The sequence below is a fragment of the Rhizobium phaseoli genome (genome assembly GCF_003985125.1).
In the GTDB taxonomy this organism is placed as follows: Bacteria; Pseudomonadota; Alphaproteobacteria; order Rhizobiales; family Rhizobiaceae; genus Rhizobium; species Rhizobium phaseoli.
The window spans coordinates 79,356-95,013 of record NZ_ML133570.1; the positions used below are offsets into that span (position 1 = coordinate 79,356).

Consider the following 15,658-nt stretch of genomic DNA (forward strand, 5'->3'; position numbering starts at 1 on the left):
GACATGAGCAAGCGCACCCACATCCGCCTGACTGTGGGCGCTCAACGTTTCAACCATCGCATCGCCGGCCTCGCCTTTCGCGATGGCCATGTGCTCGTTCATCGCGCCGTGCACGAGCCCTTCTGGACCTTTCCTGGGGGAACGGCGGAAATCGGCGAGACCTCGGAAGAAACGCTAAAACGGGAGATGATGGAGGAACTCGGCCTCAACGTCACAGTCTCGCGCCTCCTCTGGACCGTCGAGAATTTTTTCCACTGCGAACAGCGCGACTGGCATGAACTCGGCTTCTATTATCTGATGGAAATCCCACCGGAATTTCCCTTTCGGCCGCATGAGATCGTCCATCGCGTCGAAGACGGCGACAACCATCTCGAGTTCAAATGGGTTGCGGCGACGCGCACAGCCCTGACCGCGCTCGACATCCCGCCCTATTTCATTGCCCAGGAAATCGAGAACCTGCCGGCAGCACCGCGTCATCTCGTCTGGCGCGACGGCAATCTTGATGACTGACGCAAACATTCCGCAAGCGCTTGAGAGGAAAGCCGCCGATGTCGACCGTCGATCCCGTCAGGGTCTTTCGCAAACTTGCCTATAACAACGCCCTTGCCAACCACCGTCTGTTGCGCGCTTGCGCAGCCTTGAAACCTGGCGAATTCGAAGCGCCGCGCACGGGCTTCTTCCCCTCGATCAAGGAAACCTTGAACCACATCATCACGGTCGACTGGTTCTATGTCGATGGCATGGAAGGCGGCACGCTTGGCTACCAGGCCTTCGAGATCGAAGAACCCTTCGACGACATAGCATCGCTGAGCGCAGCGCAGGCGGCGGTCGACCTCCGCCTGACGGTGCTCTGTGAGGCCCTGAGCCCGGAGGGGCTGGTCTCGACCGTCAGGCTCCATCGCGGCGACCGCATTCAGGAGGAGCGCATGGACGACGTGCTCGCCCATCTCTTCCAGCACCAGACCCATCATCGCGGCCAGGTGCACGCGATGCTTTCCGGCTCCGGCGTCGCTCCGCCGCAACTCGATGAATTCATCGTCGCCGACGATGCGCGGTTTCGGGGCAAGGAAGTCGCCGAGCTTGGCTGGAGCGAGGAGATGCTGGCACGTTAGAGCACGATACGGTTCTAAAGCGCGTCGCGATCCTTCAGATTCGCTCCTTGCGCTTTAGTTCTTTGTTTTTACGCATGTAGTTGACGCAAAACCGCTGCACACTTTTGCGCGACATGCTTTAATCTTGCAGCCGCTTCTTCAGTCCGTCGATGATCGTCTTGGTGAGAAGATCGTAATTCTCATCGAAGTGATGATCACCGGGCAGTTCGACGACCTCGGCGCCGCTATCCTTCAGCGCCGGACAGGCGACGTCGTCGTCATCGTCCTTGCCGTAGACGCATTGCACGAGTTTGGGATCGACGTTCTTCAAATCGGCGACCGGATCGCCTCCCGCCCCTTCCGTTTTCTGGCCGAGCCAGCCGAGAACGGAGATGACGTAGTCGACTTGGTGCGAGAGCGACAGCAGCGACAATTGCGCCACCGCCGACTTCTCGGCCGGTTTCAGCAGCTGATAGGTCGCGGGCACGACGTCGGCGCCGAAGGAATAACCGACGAGCAGCACATGCTTCACCTTCCACTGTTTGCGGTAGAAATCGATGATCTTCGAAAGATCGCCGGCGGTCTCCTCCGGCTTGCGCTCCGACCAGAAATAATGAAGCGAATCGACACCGACGACGGGAATACCTTCCTTCTGCAGGGTGCCGCCCACCTCCTTGTCGATGTCTCGCCAGCCTCCGTCGCCGGAATAGATCACCGCCATCGTATCCAGGGTGGGGGTGGCCTCGAGGATCGCCAGCGGCAAGCCGAGCGGATTGCCGAAAGCGCCCGAGGCGGTGACGAGGTCATCGAGCGTATCGGCGAAGACCGTCTGCGCGTCGTCGGTGGAATCGCGGATCTCGATCGCGGGATGGACTTTCTTCAGCGCTTCGGCATGCGCCCTCCCATCCTTGTCGGCGTTGGGCGTGAAGACCGATATAACGGGGTCCGGCAGCGCGCCGTCACTCAGCCCGTAGACCATGCGGCCGTCGACGGCCTTCTTCGAAGCCGGCGTGCAAAGTTCCTTGGTCAGCGGGATGCCGGCCTTCGGATCGACGGCAAGCGTCTGACCGATCGTCGCATCCGGTGTCTGCGCTGCAATTGCCAGCGCCAAGGCCCCGCCCTCGCCGATTCCGGCGACAATCGGCAGATGATAGGCGTTGTTGCCGGTCGCACGCTGCACCTGCTGGCTCAGCGATTCGATGTCCGAGACCATGTAGAGGCAGCCGTCATTGAGGTTGACATCGTAGCGGTCAAGCGCCTGGATATAGGAAGGAAAGTCGACACCGATGACGACGGCGCCTTCGGAAACCAGCCTGTCGGCCTCGGCCTTCTCGTAATCGCCCCAGCCGGCGGCATCCGAGATCAGCATCACCGTGCCCTTCACCTCGCCTTCCGGCAAGAAGATGTGCGGCGACGGAATGAGCCCGCTTTCGAAGCTCTGCCTGGTTTCCTCGGCAGCATGAGCCGGTGCGGCCGCGAGCATGCAGGCGCATGCCGTGGCAAGAAGGATTGTCCTGATCATTTTCTCACTACCCCTTTCAATCCGCCCCCGATCAGCAACGTCGCGTCCATCAACGCGATCATCGGATTGCCCCCTCCGGAAACCGCAAGATAGCGCGGTTGCCAGTGCGGATGAAACTTGGATTTGAATGCCCGAAGGCCCTTGAAGTTATAGAAGCGCTCGCCGTGCTCAAAGACGGTGCTGCCGATGCGGTCCCAGACGGGTGCCGCCTCGCGTTTCGACATGCCGGAGAGTGGCGCCATGCCGAGATTGAAGTGAGTGAAACCCTGACCGCGCAGATACTCCATGATCTGCACGAAGAGAAAGTCCATCGAGCCCTTCGGCGCGTCCGGAGAGAAACGCATGAGATCGATCGTGCCCTCCTCCTGGGATTCGGTGACGAGGATATTGGCAAAGGCAACGATCTTACCGTCCTTCTTCAAAATGCCGACCGGCTGAGAAGAGACATAATCGGGATCGAAGGCGCCGAGCGAGAAGCCCTTTTCCTTGGCGTTGTGGTGCTCGAGCCAGGCCGAGGAAACCGCCGCAAGATCATCGATGACAGCAGGCACATCCTGCGGTTCGATAACGGCGAATTCCAACCCGTCGCGCTGCGCCCGGCTCGCAGTCTGCCGGAGATTCGCCCATTTGCCGCCCTTCATCTCAAAGGTCCTGAGATCGGCCACCGCCAGCTCGCCGAGCTTGAAGGCGCGCAGGCCGGCATCGGCGCAATGGGAAAGCAACGCCGGCGAGATCTGGTAAAAAACCGCGCGGCAGCCTGCTGCCCGCGCCGCCTCGACGAAGCGCCAGACGAGTTCCTGTACGGCGCGATGATCTCCAACCGGATCGAAGAGCGCGATCCATGAGCGGCCCTGCCGGCCGTACATGATGAAGGCGTCGCTTTTCTCCGAAAACATGATGCTCTTGTCGCCCATCCGCACCAGATTGGCGTCAGCATTGCCCTGCTTCCTGACGATATCGACGGCGCGCGCCAGCGCCTCCTCCGTCGCCGGTTCCGGCCGGAAGGTCGCCGGCCGAAGCAGGCTGAAAATGGCAATGGCCGACGAGATGATCGTAATGCCAAGCAGGGCGCGCAGTCCCCGCGGCGCCTCGGCGGTGAATTCAAACTGCCACCAGAGTTCGTTGCTGTATTCGACATCGCGATAGACGAAGAGCAAAATGACGACGGCACCAACGACGATGACGGCGATCGCCATCAGCCAGGAAGCCGTCATTGCCTGGTTGAGCAGCGACGCATGGCGGGTAAAGAGCCGGCGGCTGACGAAGAGCCCGAAGATGAGGAAGGCGAGAAAAGCCGCTTCGACCAGCGCAATCGCCTTCAACAGCGACAAGGTCAATGCCGCAAGGGCCGAGAATACCGCCACCCACCAGGCGCCGTCGAGCCTTTGTCCCAGGCCGCGCGCGGCGACCACCAGCGCCAATCCGAGCAGACTGGAGAGGAAGTGCGCGCCTTCGACCATCGGCAGCGGCAGATAGTTGGACAGAAATTCCAGATTCTGATCCGGCGTCGGTGTGACGCTCGAAAACACCAGCATGACGCCGAGCAGCAGGGCCAAGGTCGACAGCAGCTGCGGCATCAGCCGTCCGCCGATGCGCCGGACGCTGGAGGCGGCTGGGTGATCGACAAAACGGCGCAGTTCCGTCGCGGACACCGCGAGCACGGCGATCAACAGCGGCAGCACATGATAGATCAGCCGGTAGAGCACCAGCGATCCGAGCACCGCATCGATATTCACCGCGCTGCCGAGCGAGGCGATAATCACGGTCTCGAACACGCCGAGCCCGGCCGGAACGTGGCTGAGCACGCCGAGACCGACGGCGATCGCATAGACGGCCAGGAAGGCCGGCCAGCCGATCGCCGTCTGCGGCAAGAGCACGTAGAGCACCGAGGCCGAGGCGGCGATATCGAAGGCCGTCACCAGGAATTGGCGTGACCAGGTGCGCGAATCCGGCAGGCGGATCGCCACCGCGCCGAGATCGAGCACGCGGCCTTCGCGGCCGATGATCATGACAGCCCCGAGAATGGCGAGGATCGAGCCGGCGATCAGACGGAGAAGGAACGCGCTGACACCGATCAGCGGCCCGATCTCGCTGGCGATGATAATGAGGGCGATCGCCGCGACCCCGGCAAGCCCGAGACCGAAGGACAGGGTGACGAAGGCGATGATCCGGCCGATATCGTCCGGCGAAAGACCGAGACGCGTATAGGCGCGGTAGCGGATCGCGCCGCCCGAAAGGGCGCCGAAACCGGCGGTATTGCCGACCGCATAGGCACTGAACGCCGTCAGCGCCACATGCGGGAACGGCAGCTTCTTGCCGATATATTCGATGGCGTTGAGGTCGTAGAAGACTAGGGATAGGAAACTGAGTGCGGTGAAGAACAGCGCCAGCAGGATGGCGCTCGGCCTGGTCGCCGCAAGCGCACCGACGACATCATCATAGCGAACCTCGTTGGTGAGCTGCATAATCGCATAACCGACGAGGCAGAAGACAACGAGTGTCGCTGCTGCCGTCAGTGGCGTCCTGTAGCGTCTGAAAAGCGCGCCTAAAGAAAACCCGTCCGCCGCTTCCATCTCATCCAAATTGCCGTGACCCGACATCTCGTACCTGCGCAATTTCCAAACTTGGCGGGAATCATTTTTCGAAGACGTAACATGACAGGCATATAAGCTCTATGAAGCCATGCCGCCGCTACCCCAGCCCCGCCGCCTGCGCCTCAATCATCCTCAATTGGGGCGAATTTGCGCAGGCAAACTGTATTGGCACATTGCATTTTCGTAAGCTTGCGAGAGTTTGCGGTGATGACGAAGATTTGAAACGCGAGAGTAGGGTTAGACATGCAGGATGACCTGGCCTTCGTGATCCTCATCCTCGGCAGATTGCTGCTCGGCGGTTTTTTCGTTGCCGCCGGCATTCATCATTTTTTCGTCATCGTGCCGATAACCGACGCCATCGAAGCCCGCGGCATACCTTTTGCGAAATGGGTATTGATTTCCGGCAGCGTCTTTCAAATTGCCGCCGGTCTCCTGCTGATGCTGGGTCTCTTCGTCGCCGCGGCGGCGTTCGGCCTCATCATCTTCACCCTTGCCGCCTCCGTGATGCTGCTGAATTTCTGGGACATGGAAGGCACAGCCCGCGACAGCGCCATCAACAGCTGGAAAAGCAACATGGCCATCATCGGCGGCCTGCTCACCGCCGCTGCCGGGGCGATGTAAGGCGGTTCACGCAGCCGGCTCGCCGCCGGCCCGTGCATGCGCAGCGTAGCGCGCCGCAGCGGCATCCACCTCCGCCGCGCGCTCGCCTGACACCTGCACCGTCGGCACGGCGAATTCGATGCCGTTTTCCTTGAAGGCATTGCGGATCATTGCCAGCGCATTGCGGCGGATAACGAACTGTTCGCCAGGCTTCGTCATCATCGACAGACGGATCTCGATCGCGAATTCGCCGAATTGCTCGACACCCTTCATCTTCAGCGTTTCGATGATGTGCGGGCCGAATTCCGGGTTTTCGAGCAGGGTCTGACCGATCTGCTTGATCACCTTCTTCGCTTTGACGAGATCGGTGTCGTATGTGACGTTGAGGCTGATCTTGTCGATCGTCCAATCGCGATTGAGGTTCTTCACCGCGCCAAGTTCGCCGAACGGCACGGTCGTCAGCGGCCCGCGATGATGCCGGAGCTTCACCGAACGCAGGCTGAAGGCCTCGACGACGCCCTTGTGGCTGCCGCTTTCGATATATTCGCCGACACGGAAAGCATCGTCCCACAGATAGAACATGCCGCTGATGACATCCTTGACGATCGTCTGGGCGCCGAAACCGACAGCAACGCCGACGACGCCGGCGCCGGCAATCAATGGGCCGATCTCGATTCCGAGGCCCGAGAGCACCATGAGAACCGCAATGACGGCGATGACCACGGCAAGGATATTGCGGAAGATCGGCAGTAGCGTCTGGAACCGCGCATGTTTAGCCTTTTCCTCATCCGTTGCGCCGCCGTCCAGGGGCATACCGAGCAGCTTGCCGTCGATATAGGCTTTGACGACGTGCCAGAGCAGATCAGCAGCAAGCAGGATGACGATTCCGCCAATGACGCCGCGCGCGATCTTGTCGACCATTTTGTCGCCGGCTGCCATCGTGTCGGCGCCGACGCCGAGCAGTTGGCCGAGCCAGATGGCCGCGAATGCGATGATCAGCGCCCTGACGCCGCGGTCAAGCAATACGGTGGCAATGCGGCGCGTGGCAAGGAAGCTTGCTTCGGTCTGCTGCAGCGATTTCACTGCAATCGTCGAGACGGCGAGCACCCGCGGCAGCATCAGCACATAGATGCCGAGCCAGAGCAGCCAGTTGAATCCGGTGACCCACAGCCCCCAGAGCAACAGGAAATAAACGGTGAGTGCCCAGGAAATCCCGTGACCGCGTTTCTCGTCCTTCTGAGGCCGCGACCAGACAGCTTCGATGGCGATCAGCAGCAGCCCGATGCCGAGGATATAGCCGACGAAGAGCCGGGCGCTCGGGGAAAAGCCGAGCGGCTCCATCGACTGGATCGCCGCCCAGCCAAGCATGAAATAGATCACGAAGATCGCGGAGCGGCGATACCAGAAGAGCGCGACGGTTCGTGACGGCATGATCGGAACGATCACGCCTTGCCGCTCTTCCTCGGCCCGCGCCAGCCCGATGAGATCGACCAAGACACCGCCCAGGCAAATCGTGAAACGCTGGACGATGAGCGCGACGGCGCAGAGGATCGCCACGCTCTGGCTGAGAGGAGGCCAGCTGAGACTGAACAGCGCGAGCATGGTTGCCGCGGCGAAAATGAGCGCCGGCACGACGCGCGGCGTCAGATGCATGCCCGCCATCTGAGCCAGACGCCGGCGGCGACTGCGGAAGGCATAGCGGACGATGCTTTCGACGATGGCCCCGAGCAGGAAGATTGCCAGGAATTGCGCGATCATCCGGCTCCAGCCGGTGGCGGCGAGCTCACCGAAAAACAGTGAGGACGCATTGCCGATCTGTGAGGGCAAAGTCATCGCGGCGTCGGACACCATCGATACATGCCGGCGGGCATGCTGCAGCAGGCCTGAAAGAACCGACATCTGGTTCTGGCTCGCCGAATCGGCCGCAGAAGGTGCCGCCATCTGCGTCGCCATCCACTGCTTGACCTCCGGCGCCTGCATGAGCTGCATCATTTCACGCACCTGCGCCGGCGGGGTATTTGCAGCCGGCGTTTGCGCAGGCGTTTGGGAAAAGCCGGGCGACGCCGCCGAGAAAAGCGCAACGAATGCCAGGATGCCGAATATGGCGGCCTTCAAGCCCGCCGCCGTGCCACGTCCCATGACCGCCCTCCAATGGAGTGTCGGCCGCTTGGATGGAAGCAGCCCCGACATTTCCCTTTCCGCAATGGATACTCGTGACCGTAGCCGCCAGCAAGCGGTAGGAAAACCATACCTATGGCTAGGACAATTCCAGGAAAATTGCGAAACGGCTTTCCTCGTCGGGGCGACAAGGAAAGCCCTGATCCTCAAGATTTCGGCGTCGGCTTTTCCACGTGGCCGCCGAAACCGGCGCGCATTGCCGACAGCACCTTGTTGGCGAACTCGTCATTGTCGCGCGAGGAGAAGCGGCCGTAGAGGGCTGCGCTCAGCACCGGGGTCGGCACGCTTTCATCGATTGCCGCCATGATCGTCCAGCGGCCCTCGCCGCTGTCCGAGACACGGCCGGCATATTTGGAAAGTCCGGGATCGGCATGCAGCGCATCGGCCGTCAGGTCGAGCAGCCAGGAGGTGATGACGCTGCCGCGTCGCCAGACTTCGGCGACATCCTGCAGATTGAAATCGTATTGGAAATGTTCGGGATGGGCGAGCGGCGCGGTCTCCGCATCGGCCGCATGCGAGGCAGCGCCGATATTGGCGTGTTTCAGAATGTTGAGGCCCTCGGCATAGGCGGCCATCAGACCGTATTCGATGCCGTTGTGCACCATCTTGACGAAATGGCCGGCGCCGTGCGGGCCGCAATGCAGATAACCCTGCTCCGCCGTGCTGGCCGCTGCCGCTTCAGCGGTGCGGTTCGGCGAGGCTTCGGTCTTGCCGGCGCCGGGAGCGAGCGTCGCAAAGATCGGAGACAGATGCTCGACGGTGCCCTTCTCGCCGCCGATCATCAGGCAATAGCCGCGCTCCAGGCCGAAGACGCCGCCGCTGGTGCCGACATCGACATAGTGGATGCCCTTGGTGATGAGCTCGGCGCCGCGGCGGATGTCGTCGTGGTAATAGGAATTGCCGCCGTCGATGACGATATCGCCGTTCTGGAGCAGCGGCACCAGGCTCGCCAGCACCTTGTCCACGATCGCCGCCGGCAGCATCAGCCAGATTGCCCGGGGGTGGCTAAGCTTCGCGACGAATTCCTCGAGCGACGCACTCCCGGTCGCACCGAGACCCGCAAGCGCGGCAACGCTTTCCGGCCTCGCATCATAGACGACGCATTCATGACCGCCCCGCATCAAGCGCTGGACCATGTAGTTGCCCATGCGGCCCAAACCAACCATGCCAAGCTGCATATGAATCTCCTGGAAACCGAAATGAAGTATCGACTCCGGAAACTAGCACCCGCAGTGTGACAGGCAAGCGAAGTCTTGATCCGCGCATGCGACGATCGCGCCGCGGCGGGATGAGGTCGACCCGAAGAGCCCGAGGCCGGCTCATTCCTCACTCGTCGGGCGCGCTCGCCGGTTCACCCTTCATCTCGCTGAGGAACATGCCCTCGCGCAGATTGATGCCGTACTCGACGAAGGCCTTCATGCAACAGAGCATTTGCGTCCAGCCTTCGCAATTCAGATAGGTGCCGCGCCGGCCGGCCTCGTCCTCGCGCCAGCCGTTCTCGGCAATCGTCACCAACGTGCCGCCATCCTCCAGCGGTTTGAAATTCATCTCCACCAGCGTCTTATACCTCGTCTTGTCCTCGCCGGTGCCGCCGTCCCAGCGCAGCACGATGCGGCTTTCCGGCACGAGTTCGACGACCTCGACCGGCGCATCCTTCCACCAGGTCACCGTCGTGCCTTGGACGAGCGGGGCGCTCGCCCCGCCGATCGTGGTGAAATACCTGCTGAGCTTCTTCGGATTGACGACGGCGTCGAACACCTCTGCAACGGGACGGCCGATGCGGCCGGAAATGCGGATTCCGAGAGACATGGCTTTGCTCCTCTTCTCCATTGTGTCTGGACTCATTATGTTATAAAAATATAACATGTCAAGCGAATCAATCGACGACCCTGTTTTCAAGGCGCTGGCGCATCATCGCCGCCGCGAGATTCTCGATCTGCTCAAGGACGGCCCCCGCACCACAGGGACCCTTTGCGACATGTTTCCTGACATGGACCGCTGTACAGTGATGCAGCATCTGAAAGTGCTCGAGGAGGCCGATCTGCTCATCGCCAGGAAGGAGGGGCGCGAACGCTGGAACCACCTGAACAGCCTACCGATCAAGCAGATCTATGATCGCTGGATCAGCGCCTATGCCGGTCATGCCCTGTCGATCCTCGATCGGCTGAGAAGCGATCTCGAAGGCCAGCCGGAACAATGACCCGAGCAGGCCCGCCCCACCTTGTCTCTCGGCCGGCCAAAATCCTATGCTGACCAAAAGACAAGAGACGGGACAGATGACATTAACGGGGACCGGCATACGCCGCATGCGCCTGCTGCGTGGCATCAAGCAGCAACACCTCGCCGAACTTCTCGGCGTCAACCAGGCGACCGTTTCGCGCTGGGAGCGAGATCAACTTGCCCTCTCGCCGCAGCAAGCCGTCAAGCTGGAACGAATTTTCGCCGCGCCGCACCATGCCGCGGCCGATGCAGCCTTGAAACGGCTGGTCGAGGATTCCCTCCGGCCTGTGCATCTGATCTGCGACAGCACCCACCGGCTGCTGTCCGCCTCTCGTCCGCGGCAGGCGGAATGGCGCGCACCGATCGGCGCTTTTCTCGGCCGCTCTCTTTTCTCCTACGCTTCCGCCGAGATCGCCGCCGCCGAACAGTCGCTGGAGGCATGCGGCTGGCATGAGGGCAGGCTCATGTCGTTGACATTCGATACCGGCGCCAACGGCAATGCGCGCCTGCCGATTGCCGCCGGCCGCGTCACCTGGGAACGGATCATGCTTTCCGACGGCAGCGCCGGGCGCCTCGTCACGACCGTCACCGAGCCTGCAGCTTTCCTGCACGCTCATGCATAATTTATGCGTTGCCCGGAAATCCCGGTCTCAATAGCCTCCGCCGCGGAAACGGTCTGGAGAAATGCGATGACGATATTGGTGACGGGAAGCGCCGGCCATCTCGGCGAGGCGCTGATGCGCGTCCTGAAGGCGAAAGGCCGATCGGTGCGCGGCGTCGACATCAAGCCTTCGGATTTCACCGACGCGGTCGGCTCCATCGGCGACCGCGCCTTCGTCCGGCGGGCGATGTCCGGCATCAGCCGCGTCATCCATGCCGCCACGCTGCACAAGCCGCATGTGGCAACCCACGGCAATCGCGACTTCCTCGACACCAATGTCGGCGGCACGCTGAACCTGCTTGAAGAAGCGGCCGCCGCGGGCGTCGCAAGCTTCGTCTTTACCAGCACCACCAGCACCTTCGGCGCGGCGTTGACGCCGGTGGCCGGCGAACCGGCGGCTTGGGTCACCGAGGACGTGTGGCCGGTCGCGAAGAATATCTACGGCGTGACGAAACTCTCTGCCGAAGCTCTGTGCGAGCTCTTCGCCCGTAAGTTCGGACTGCCGGTTATCGTCCTGAGGACTTCGCGCTTCTTTCCCGAAAGTGACGACGATCCCGATATCCGCAATGTCTATTCGGCGGACAATGCCCAAGCCAATGAATTGCTCCATCGCCGCGTCGATATCGAGGATGTGGTCGGCGCCCACCTGCTGGCGCTCGAAAGGGCGCGTTCGATCGGCTTCAGCCGCTACATCATCTCGGCCACAACGCCCTTTTCACCGGCCGATTGCGCTGACCTCAGGCGCGATGCGCCTGCGGCCGTCGGGCGGCTCTTTCCCGGAGCGCGCGCCCTCTATGCCGAACGCAGCTGGAAGATGTTTCCGGCTCTCGACCGCGTCTACGTCAATGAGCGCGCACGGCGCGAACTCGGCTGGCAGCCGCGCTATGATTTCCGCTTCGTGCTCGATTGCCTGCGCGAAAAACGCGAATGGCGCAGCCCATTGTCGCTCGCGGTCGGCGCCAAAGGTTACCACGAAGAAATTTTCGCCGAAGGCCCCTATCCGGTCGACTAGGGCGCTGAATCGCCGAGGCGAGAAAAGCGTCATCCCGCGACAGCGGCAACGGCCAGGGCGTAAAGGGCGATACCTCGCTCTACCGTAAGGTCAATATCGTCGATCTCTCCGCCGCGACCGATATCGCCGGCAGCGATTTCGACGCCGACAAGCCGATCGCACCGAAAGGGGTCGTCGATCTCTCGCTGACGCCGGCGACGCTGACGCCCTTCATCGATCTCAATGACAAGGCCGATCTCGCCCGCTTCGGCCTGCACAACGGTGCGCCGAACGACAAGAACGACCTGTCTGAAAAATGGGAAGCCATGGGGCTTGCAAGCGTTCTCGATCCGAACCTGCCGGATGACTATTTCCTGTTCGTCGCCAATGACAACGACTTCCTGACTCAGGATGGTTTCCAGGAGGGCGCAGCCTATAAGGCGGAAGGCGGCGCCGACGTCGACACCATGTTCCAGGTGTTCCAGGTCACCCTTCCCGGCTTGAAGAAGTAGTCGCACCTGCTGAAAAAGGCGGACGCGTAAGCCGCGTTCGCCTGTCGATCTGGATGCCTTCGCCGGCAATGGAGAGAAAGTGCGATCCACGACGACCGATGGATGTTTACGATCCTGGGCGCCTACAAACGTAGGTGGGCACCGTGTGTCCAGGCCCACGGGCCTGGCCAGGGACAGCTCCCTTTGGATCGAGTATGGCCCCAGGGATTGTGGTTCCTGTCGAGAGGCGCAGACCGCATCGCGATATATAAGGTCGTTTGCGCCGACGCGCCAGTGGCGACGGCGGCCCGCGCCGATTTAATTGAGATCAGTTGAGCTCCGGGGCGGAGCGGCCGTTCAGCTTGTCGGTGATGCCGCGGATGCGGCTCGACACTTCGCCGAGCGCCGCCGCCAGCGTTTCCTCGGTGCGGGCGGTCGCGGCAAGCACGGTGTCGCGGTTGCCGCGCAGCGACTCGAGCTCGGATTCCAGGCCCGCGATGCGGCGCGTCAGCTCGGCAATCTCATCCATGATCATGATGCCGGCCATGACGGTGATCCTGAGATCGCCGATTTCGCCGAACTGACCCTTGAGATGGCCGACATAGCGGTCGAAACGGGTAGCGAGGTCGGTCAGATGATCCTCCTGCCCTTCCTCGCAGGCCATGCGATAGGCCTTGCCGTCGATCGTTACCGTTACCTGCGCCATGCTAAAACTCTCTTTATCAGCGATCCAGAACCGCGCGGATCGTCTCCATGGCCGTCACCAGCCGCCGCGAGACCTCGCGATTGACCTCTTCCAGCCGGTTGGCACGGAATTCAGCCTGGTCGAGCTCCTGCGCCAGCCGGGAGCGGTCAGCATGCACGCGCCGCACCTCGCCCTCGATCTCCCCCTGTTCGCGCTGCCGCTCGATACGCATGTCGACGGCGTTTTCGAGGCTCGAAATCGCCTGTCTCAGCTCGTTGAGCGCTGCTTCCATGGTTTTGCCTGTGGGCGTCATGCCTTCCGATTCCCGCGCAGGATCTGCGAATCGGCACTCCGCGCCGATCCTGTGAGTTCAAAAGGATATGCAGCTCGCCGACGGCCCGTCAATAAATCCCCGCACCCGTCCGCCGGCCTATCTTGTGGATGAGCGTTTTATCGGTGCCTGTCGCATAAGATTTGTCATTTGTATAATCGCACGAACAAATGTCAAAAATCGCCGCAACTCCGCCGGATTCGGCCCGCCATTTATTGACTCGCCCGTCTTAACTGCTATGTCTCTGCCGCTTTCATTCGATGGTCTTGGAGGCTCGAGGCCATCCCCCGACACTCGGAGCTTGCGGAAAAGCCATGACCTCTCCCGAACAAAACGACCGGATGGCGAATGCGATCCGTTTCCTCGCCATGGACGCCGTTGAAAAGGCGAATTCCGGCCACCCCGGCATGCCGATGGGCATGGCCGACGTGGCAACGGTCCTGTTCACCAAATATCTGCGCTTCGACCCGAAGAAGCCGCACTGGCCGAACCGTGACCGCTTCGTGCTGTCGGCCGGCCATGGCTCGATGCTACTCTACTCGCTGCTCTATTTGACCGGTTATCCCGACATGACGGTCGAGGACCTGAAGCAGTTCCGCCAGATCGGTTCCAAGACCGCCGGCCATCCGGAATATGGCCACGCGACCGGCATCGAAACCACGACGGGCCCGCTCGGCCAGGGCATCGCCAACGCCGTCGGCATGGCGATTGCCGAACGCAAGCTGCGCGATGAATTCGGTGCTGATCTGCAGGACCACTATACCTACGTCATCAATGGCGATGGTTGCCTGATGGAAGGCATCAGCCATGAAGCGATCGCGCTTGCCGGCCACCTGAAGCTGAATAAGCTGATCCTCTTTTGGGACAACAATTCGATCACCATCGACGGCGCCGTCTCGCTGTCGGATTCGACCGACCAGATCGCCCGCTTCAAGGCCGTCCACTGGAACACCATCGAGATCGACGGCCACGATCAGGCTGCCATCGCCGATGCGATCGAGGCCGCCCACAAGTCCGATCGCCCGACCTTCATCGCCTGCAAGACGGTCATCGGCTTCGGTGCTCCGAACAAGGCCGGCAGCCACAAGGTGCACGGCAGCCCGCTCGGCGCCGATGAAATCGCCGCGACCCGCAAGGCTCTGAACTGGGATTACGAGCCCTTCGTCGTCCCTTCCGACGTTCTCGAAGCATGGCGTGCAGCCGGCACCCGCTCCGACAATATCGTCAAGGCATGGGAAGAAACTCTTTCCAAGTCGCCGGCCAGAGCGGAATTCTCCCGCCGTATGGCAGGCGAACTGCCGGAAGGCTTCGACGCGGCGATCACCGACTACAAGAAGAAACTCGCCGAGACCAAACCGACCGTCGCCACCCGCAAGGCGTCCGAGGATGCGCTCGAAATCATCAACGGCTTCCTGCCGGAGACGCTCGGCGGCTCCGCCGACCTGACGCCGTCGAACAACACCAAGACCAGCCAGATGGTCTCGATCACCCCGACGGATTTCAAGGGTCGTTACATGCACTGGGGCATCCGCGAGCACGGCATGGCCTCTGCCATGAACGGTATCTCGCTGCACGGCGGCCTCATTCCCTACGGCGGCGGCTTCATGATCTTCTCGGATTATTGCCGCCCGCCGATCCGCCTCTCGGCGCTGATGGGCATTCGTGTCATCCACGTCCTGACGCATGACTCGATCGGCGTTGGCGAAGACGGCCCGACCCACCAGCCGGTCGAGCAGATCGCCGGCCTGCGTGCCGTCCCGAACCTGCAGGTCTTCCGTCCGGCCGACGCCGTCGAGACGGCGGAATGCTGGCAGATCGCCATCAAGAGCAAGAACCGTCCGTCCGCGCTGGCGCTCACCCGCCAGAACCTGACGACCGTCCGCACCGAGTATAATGAGAAGAATCTCTGCGAACTCGGCGCCTATACGCTCGCCGGCAACGCCGATGCCAAGGTGACGATCTTCGCTTCCGGTTCCGAGGTCGAAATCGCCGTCGCCGCCCGCGCCACGCTCGAAGCCAAGGGGGTTTCGGTGCGCGTCGTGTCGGTGCCCTGCACAGAACTGTTCTTCGAGCAGCCGGACGCCTATCGCAAGGATGTTCTCGGCAACTCGCCGGTCAAGATCGCCGTCGAAGCCGCCGTGCGCGAAGGCTGGGACGCGTTCATCGGACCGGAAGGCAGCTTCATCGGCATGAAGGGCTTCGGCGCCTCCGGCCCGGTCAAGGACGTTTACAAGCATTTCGGCATCACCGCCGACGCCGTCGTTGCGGCTGCGGAAGCAAAGCTTTAAAGAGGG

The 15,658-nt window shown here is 61.8% G+C and carries 14 protein-coding genes, 1 other RNA gene and 1 pseudogene; 8 read left to right on the forward strand and 8 right to left on the reverse strand.

Annotated features, from left to right (window positions below):
- Positions 1–3 precede the first annotated feature (3 nt).
- Positions 4–510, forward strand: coding sequence for an NUDIX hydrolase (locus EFD56_RS12245; protein ID WP_012485113.1), 507 nt, complete (start codon positions 4–6; stop codon positions 508–510).
- Positions 511–548: 38 nt separating this feature from the next.
- On the forward strand, positions 549–1,112 hold the full coding sequence (locus EFD56_RS12250; RefSeq protein WP_126905374.1) for a DinB family protein: 564 nt from the start codon (positions 549–551) through the stop codon (positions 1,110–1,112).
- 118 nt (positions 1,113–1,230) lie between these two features.
- Here the strand turns inward: EFD56_RS12250 and EFD56_RS12255 are convergent, their stop codons facing one another.
- Positions 1,231–2,613, reverse strand: coding sequence for a virulence factor family protein (locus EFD56_RS12255; RefSeq protein ID WP_126905375.1), 1,383 nt, complete (start codon positions 2,611–2,613; stop codon positions 1,231–1,233).
- The gene (mprF, locus tag EFD56_RS12260) at positions 2,610–5,213 is read right to left on the reverse strand and encodes a bifunctional lysylphosphatidylglycerol flippase/synthetase MprF (protein WP_126905376.1); all 2,604 of its coding nucleotides are present in this window, start codon (positions 5,211–5,213) and stop codon (positions 2,610–2,612) included. The genes EFD56_RS12255 and mprF overlap by 4 nt, the downstream gene beginning before the upstream one ends.
- A 237-nt stretch (positions 5,214–5,450) precedes the next feature.
- On the opposite strand from mprF, the gene EFD56_RS12265 reads away from it, so the two are divergent.
- Positions 5,451–5,828 carry a DoxX family membrane protein gene (locus tag EFD56_RS12265; RefSeq protein ID WP_004673364.1) on the forward strand — a complete coding sequence of 126 codons (378 nt, stop codon included), beginning with the start codon at positions 5,451–5,453 and terminating at the stop codon, positions 5,826–5,828.
- A gap of 6 nt (positions 5,829–5,834) precedes the next feature.
- On the opposite strand, the gene EFD56_RS12270 is transcribed toward EFD56_RS12265, so the two are convergent.
- The 3 genes from EFD56_RS12270 to EFD56_RS12280 form a co-directional block, all read right to left on the reverse strand.
- Positions 5,835–7,946, reverse strand: a complete 2,112-nt coding sequence (locus EFD56_RS12270) for a mechanosensitive ion channel family protein (protein ID WP_126905377.1) — start codon at positions 7,944–7,946, stop codon at positions 5,835–5,837.
- A 185-nt stretch (positions 7,947–8,131) separates the two neighbouring features.
- On the reverse strand, positions 8,132–9,163 hold the full coding sequence (gene gnd / locus EFD56_RS12275; protein ID WP_126905378.1) for a phosphogluconate dehydrogenase (NAD(+)-dependent, decarboxylating): 1,032 nt from the start codon (positions 9,161–9,163) through the stop codon (positions 8,132–8,134).
- Between the two features lie 148 nt (positions 9,164–9,311).
- Positions 9,312–9,794 carry an SRPBCC domain-containing protein gene (locus EFD56_RS12280; protein WP_126905379.1) on the reverse strand — a complete coding sequence of 161 codons (483 nt, stop codon included), beginning with the start codon at positions 9,792–9,794 and terminating at the stop codon, positions 9,312–9,314.
- Between the two features lie 55 nt (positions 9,795–9,849).
- Between EFD56_RS12280 and EFD56_RS12285 the strand changes: the two genes are divergently transcribed.
- The 4 genes and pseudogenes from EFD56_RS12285 to EFD56_RS12300 form a co-directional block, all read left to right on the forward strand.
- Complete coding sequence (locus EFD56_RS12285; protein ID WP_004673371.1) at positions 9,850–10,185, forward strand: ArsR/SmtB family transcription factor; 336 nt, start codon at positions 9,850–9,852, stop codon at positions 10,183–10,185.
- A 76-nt stretch (positions 10,186–10,261) separates the two neighbouring features.
- The gene (locus EFD56_RS12290) at positions 10,262–10,828 is read left to right on the forward strand and encodes a helix-turn-helix domain-containing protein (protein ID WP_126905380.1); all 567 of its coding nucleotides are present in this window, start codon (positions 10,262–10,264) and stop codon (positions 10,826–10,828) included.
- Positions 10,829–10,894: 66 nt separating this feature from the next.
- Positions 10,895–11,878: an NAD-dependent epimerase/dehydratase family protein gene (locus EFD56_RS12295; protein ID WP_126905381.1), complete on the forward strand. Its 984-nt coding sequence runs from the start codon at positions 10,895–10,897 to the stop codon at positions 11,876–11,878.
- A gap of 32 nt (positions 11,879–11,910) precedes the next feature.
- Positions 11,911–12,369, forward strand: a pseudogene (locus EFD56_RS12300) (esterase-like activity of phytase family protein); the annotation flags it as partial.
- Positions 12,370–12,448: 79 nt separating this feature from the next.
- Here EFD56_RS12300 and ssrS read toward each other — a convergent pair.
- The 3 genes from ssrS to EFD56_RS12315 form a co-directional block, all read right to left on the reverse strand.
- Positions 12,449–12,607, reverse strand: a non-coding RNA gene (gene ssrS / locus EFD56_RS12305) — 6S RNA.
- A 69-nt stretch (positions 12,608–12,676) separates the two neighbouring features.
- On the reverse strand, positions 12,677–13,054 hold the full coding sequence (locus EFD56_RS12310) for a cell division protein ZapA (protein WP_004673378.1): 378 nt from the start codon (positions 13,052–13,054) through the stop codon (positions 12,677–12,679).
- A gap of 16 nt (positions 13,055–13,070) precedes the next feature.
- Entirely contained in the window at positions 13,071–13,346 is a 276-nt protein-coding gene (locus tag EFD56_RS12315) for a DUF4164 domain-containing protein (RefSeq protein WP_004673381.1), read from the reverse strand.
- Positions 13,347–13,678: 332 nt separating this feature from the next.
- On the opposite strand from EFD56_RS12315, the gene tkt reads away from it, so the two are divergent.
- Positions 13,679–15,652, forward strand: coding sequence for a transketolase (gene tkt / locus EFD56_RS12320; protein ID WP_126905382.1), 1,974 nt, complete (start codon positions 13,679–13,681; stop codon positions 15,650–15,652).
- Positions 15,653–15,658: the final 6 nt, after the last annotated feature.

Bases quoted from the DNA above. Each gene is read 5' to 3' on its own strand.
- EFD56_RS12255 (WP_126905375.1), bottom strand. From the start codon at position 2,613: ATGATCAGGACAATCCTTCTTGCCACGGCATGCGCCTGCATGCTCGCG.
- EFD56_RS12270 (WP_126905377.1), bottom strand. From the start codon at position 7,946: ATGGGACGTGGCACGGCGGCGGGCTTGAAGGCCGCCATATTCGGCATC.
- EFD56_RS12245 (WP_012485113.1), top strand. From the start codon at position 4: ATGAGCAAGCGCACCCACATCCGCCTGACTGTGGGCGCTCAACGTTTC.
- tkt (WP_126905382.1), top strand. From the start codon at position 13,679: ATGACCTCTCCCGAACAAAACGACCGGATGGCGAATGCGATCCGTTTC.
- mprF (WP_126905376.1), bottom strand. From the start codon at position 5,213: ATGTCGGGTCACGGCAATTTGGATGAGATGGAAGCGGCGGACGGGTTT.
- EFD56_RS12310 (WP_004673378.1), bottom strand. From the start codon at position 13,054: ATGGCGCAGGTAACGGTAACGATCGACGGCAAGGCCTATCGCATGGCC.
- EFD56_RS12315 (WP_004673381.1), bottom strand. From the start codon at position 13,346: ATGACGCCCACAGGCAAAACCATGGAAGCAGCGCTCAACGAGCTGAGA.
- gnd (WP_126905378.1), bottom strand. From the start codon at position 9,163: ATGCAGCTTGGCATGGTTGGTTTGGGCCGCATGGGCAACTACATGGTC.
- EFD56_RS12285 (WP_004673371.1), top strand. From the start codon at position 9,850: ATGTCAAGCGAATCAATCGACGACCCTGTTTTCAAGGCGCTGGCGCAT.
- EFD56_RS12265 (WP_004673364.1), top strand. From the start codon at position 5,451: ATGCAGGATGACCTGGCCTTCGTGATCCTCATCCTCGGCAGATTGCTG.
- EFD56_RS12290 (WP_126905380.1), top strand. From the start codon at position 10,262: ATGACATTAACGGGGACCGGCATACGCCGCATGCGCCTGCTGCGTGGC.
- EFD56_RS12280 (WP_126905379.1), bottom strand. From the start codon at position 9,794: ATGTCTCTCGGAATCCGCATTTCCGGCCGCATCGGCCGTCCCGTTGCA.
- EFD56_RS12250 (WP_126905374.1), top strand. From the start codon at position 549: ATGTCGACCGTCGATCCCGTCAGGGTCTTTCGCAAACTTGCCTATAAC.
- EFD56_RS12295 (WP_126905381.1), top strand. From the start codon at position 10,895: ATGACGATATTGGTGACGGGAAGCGCCGGCCATCTCGGCGAGGCGCTG.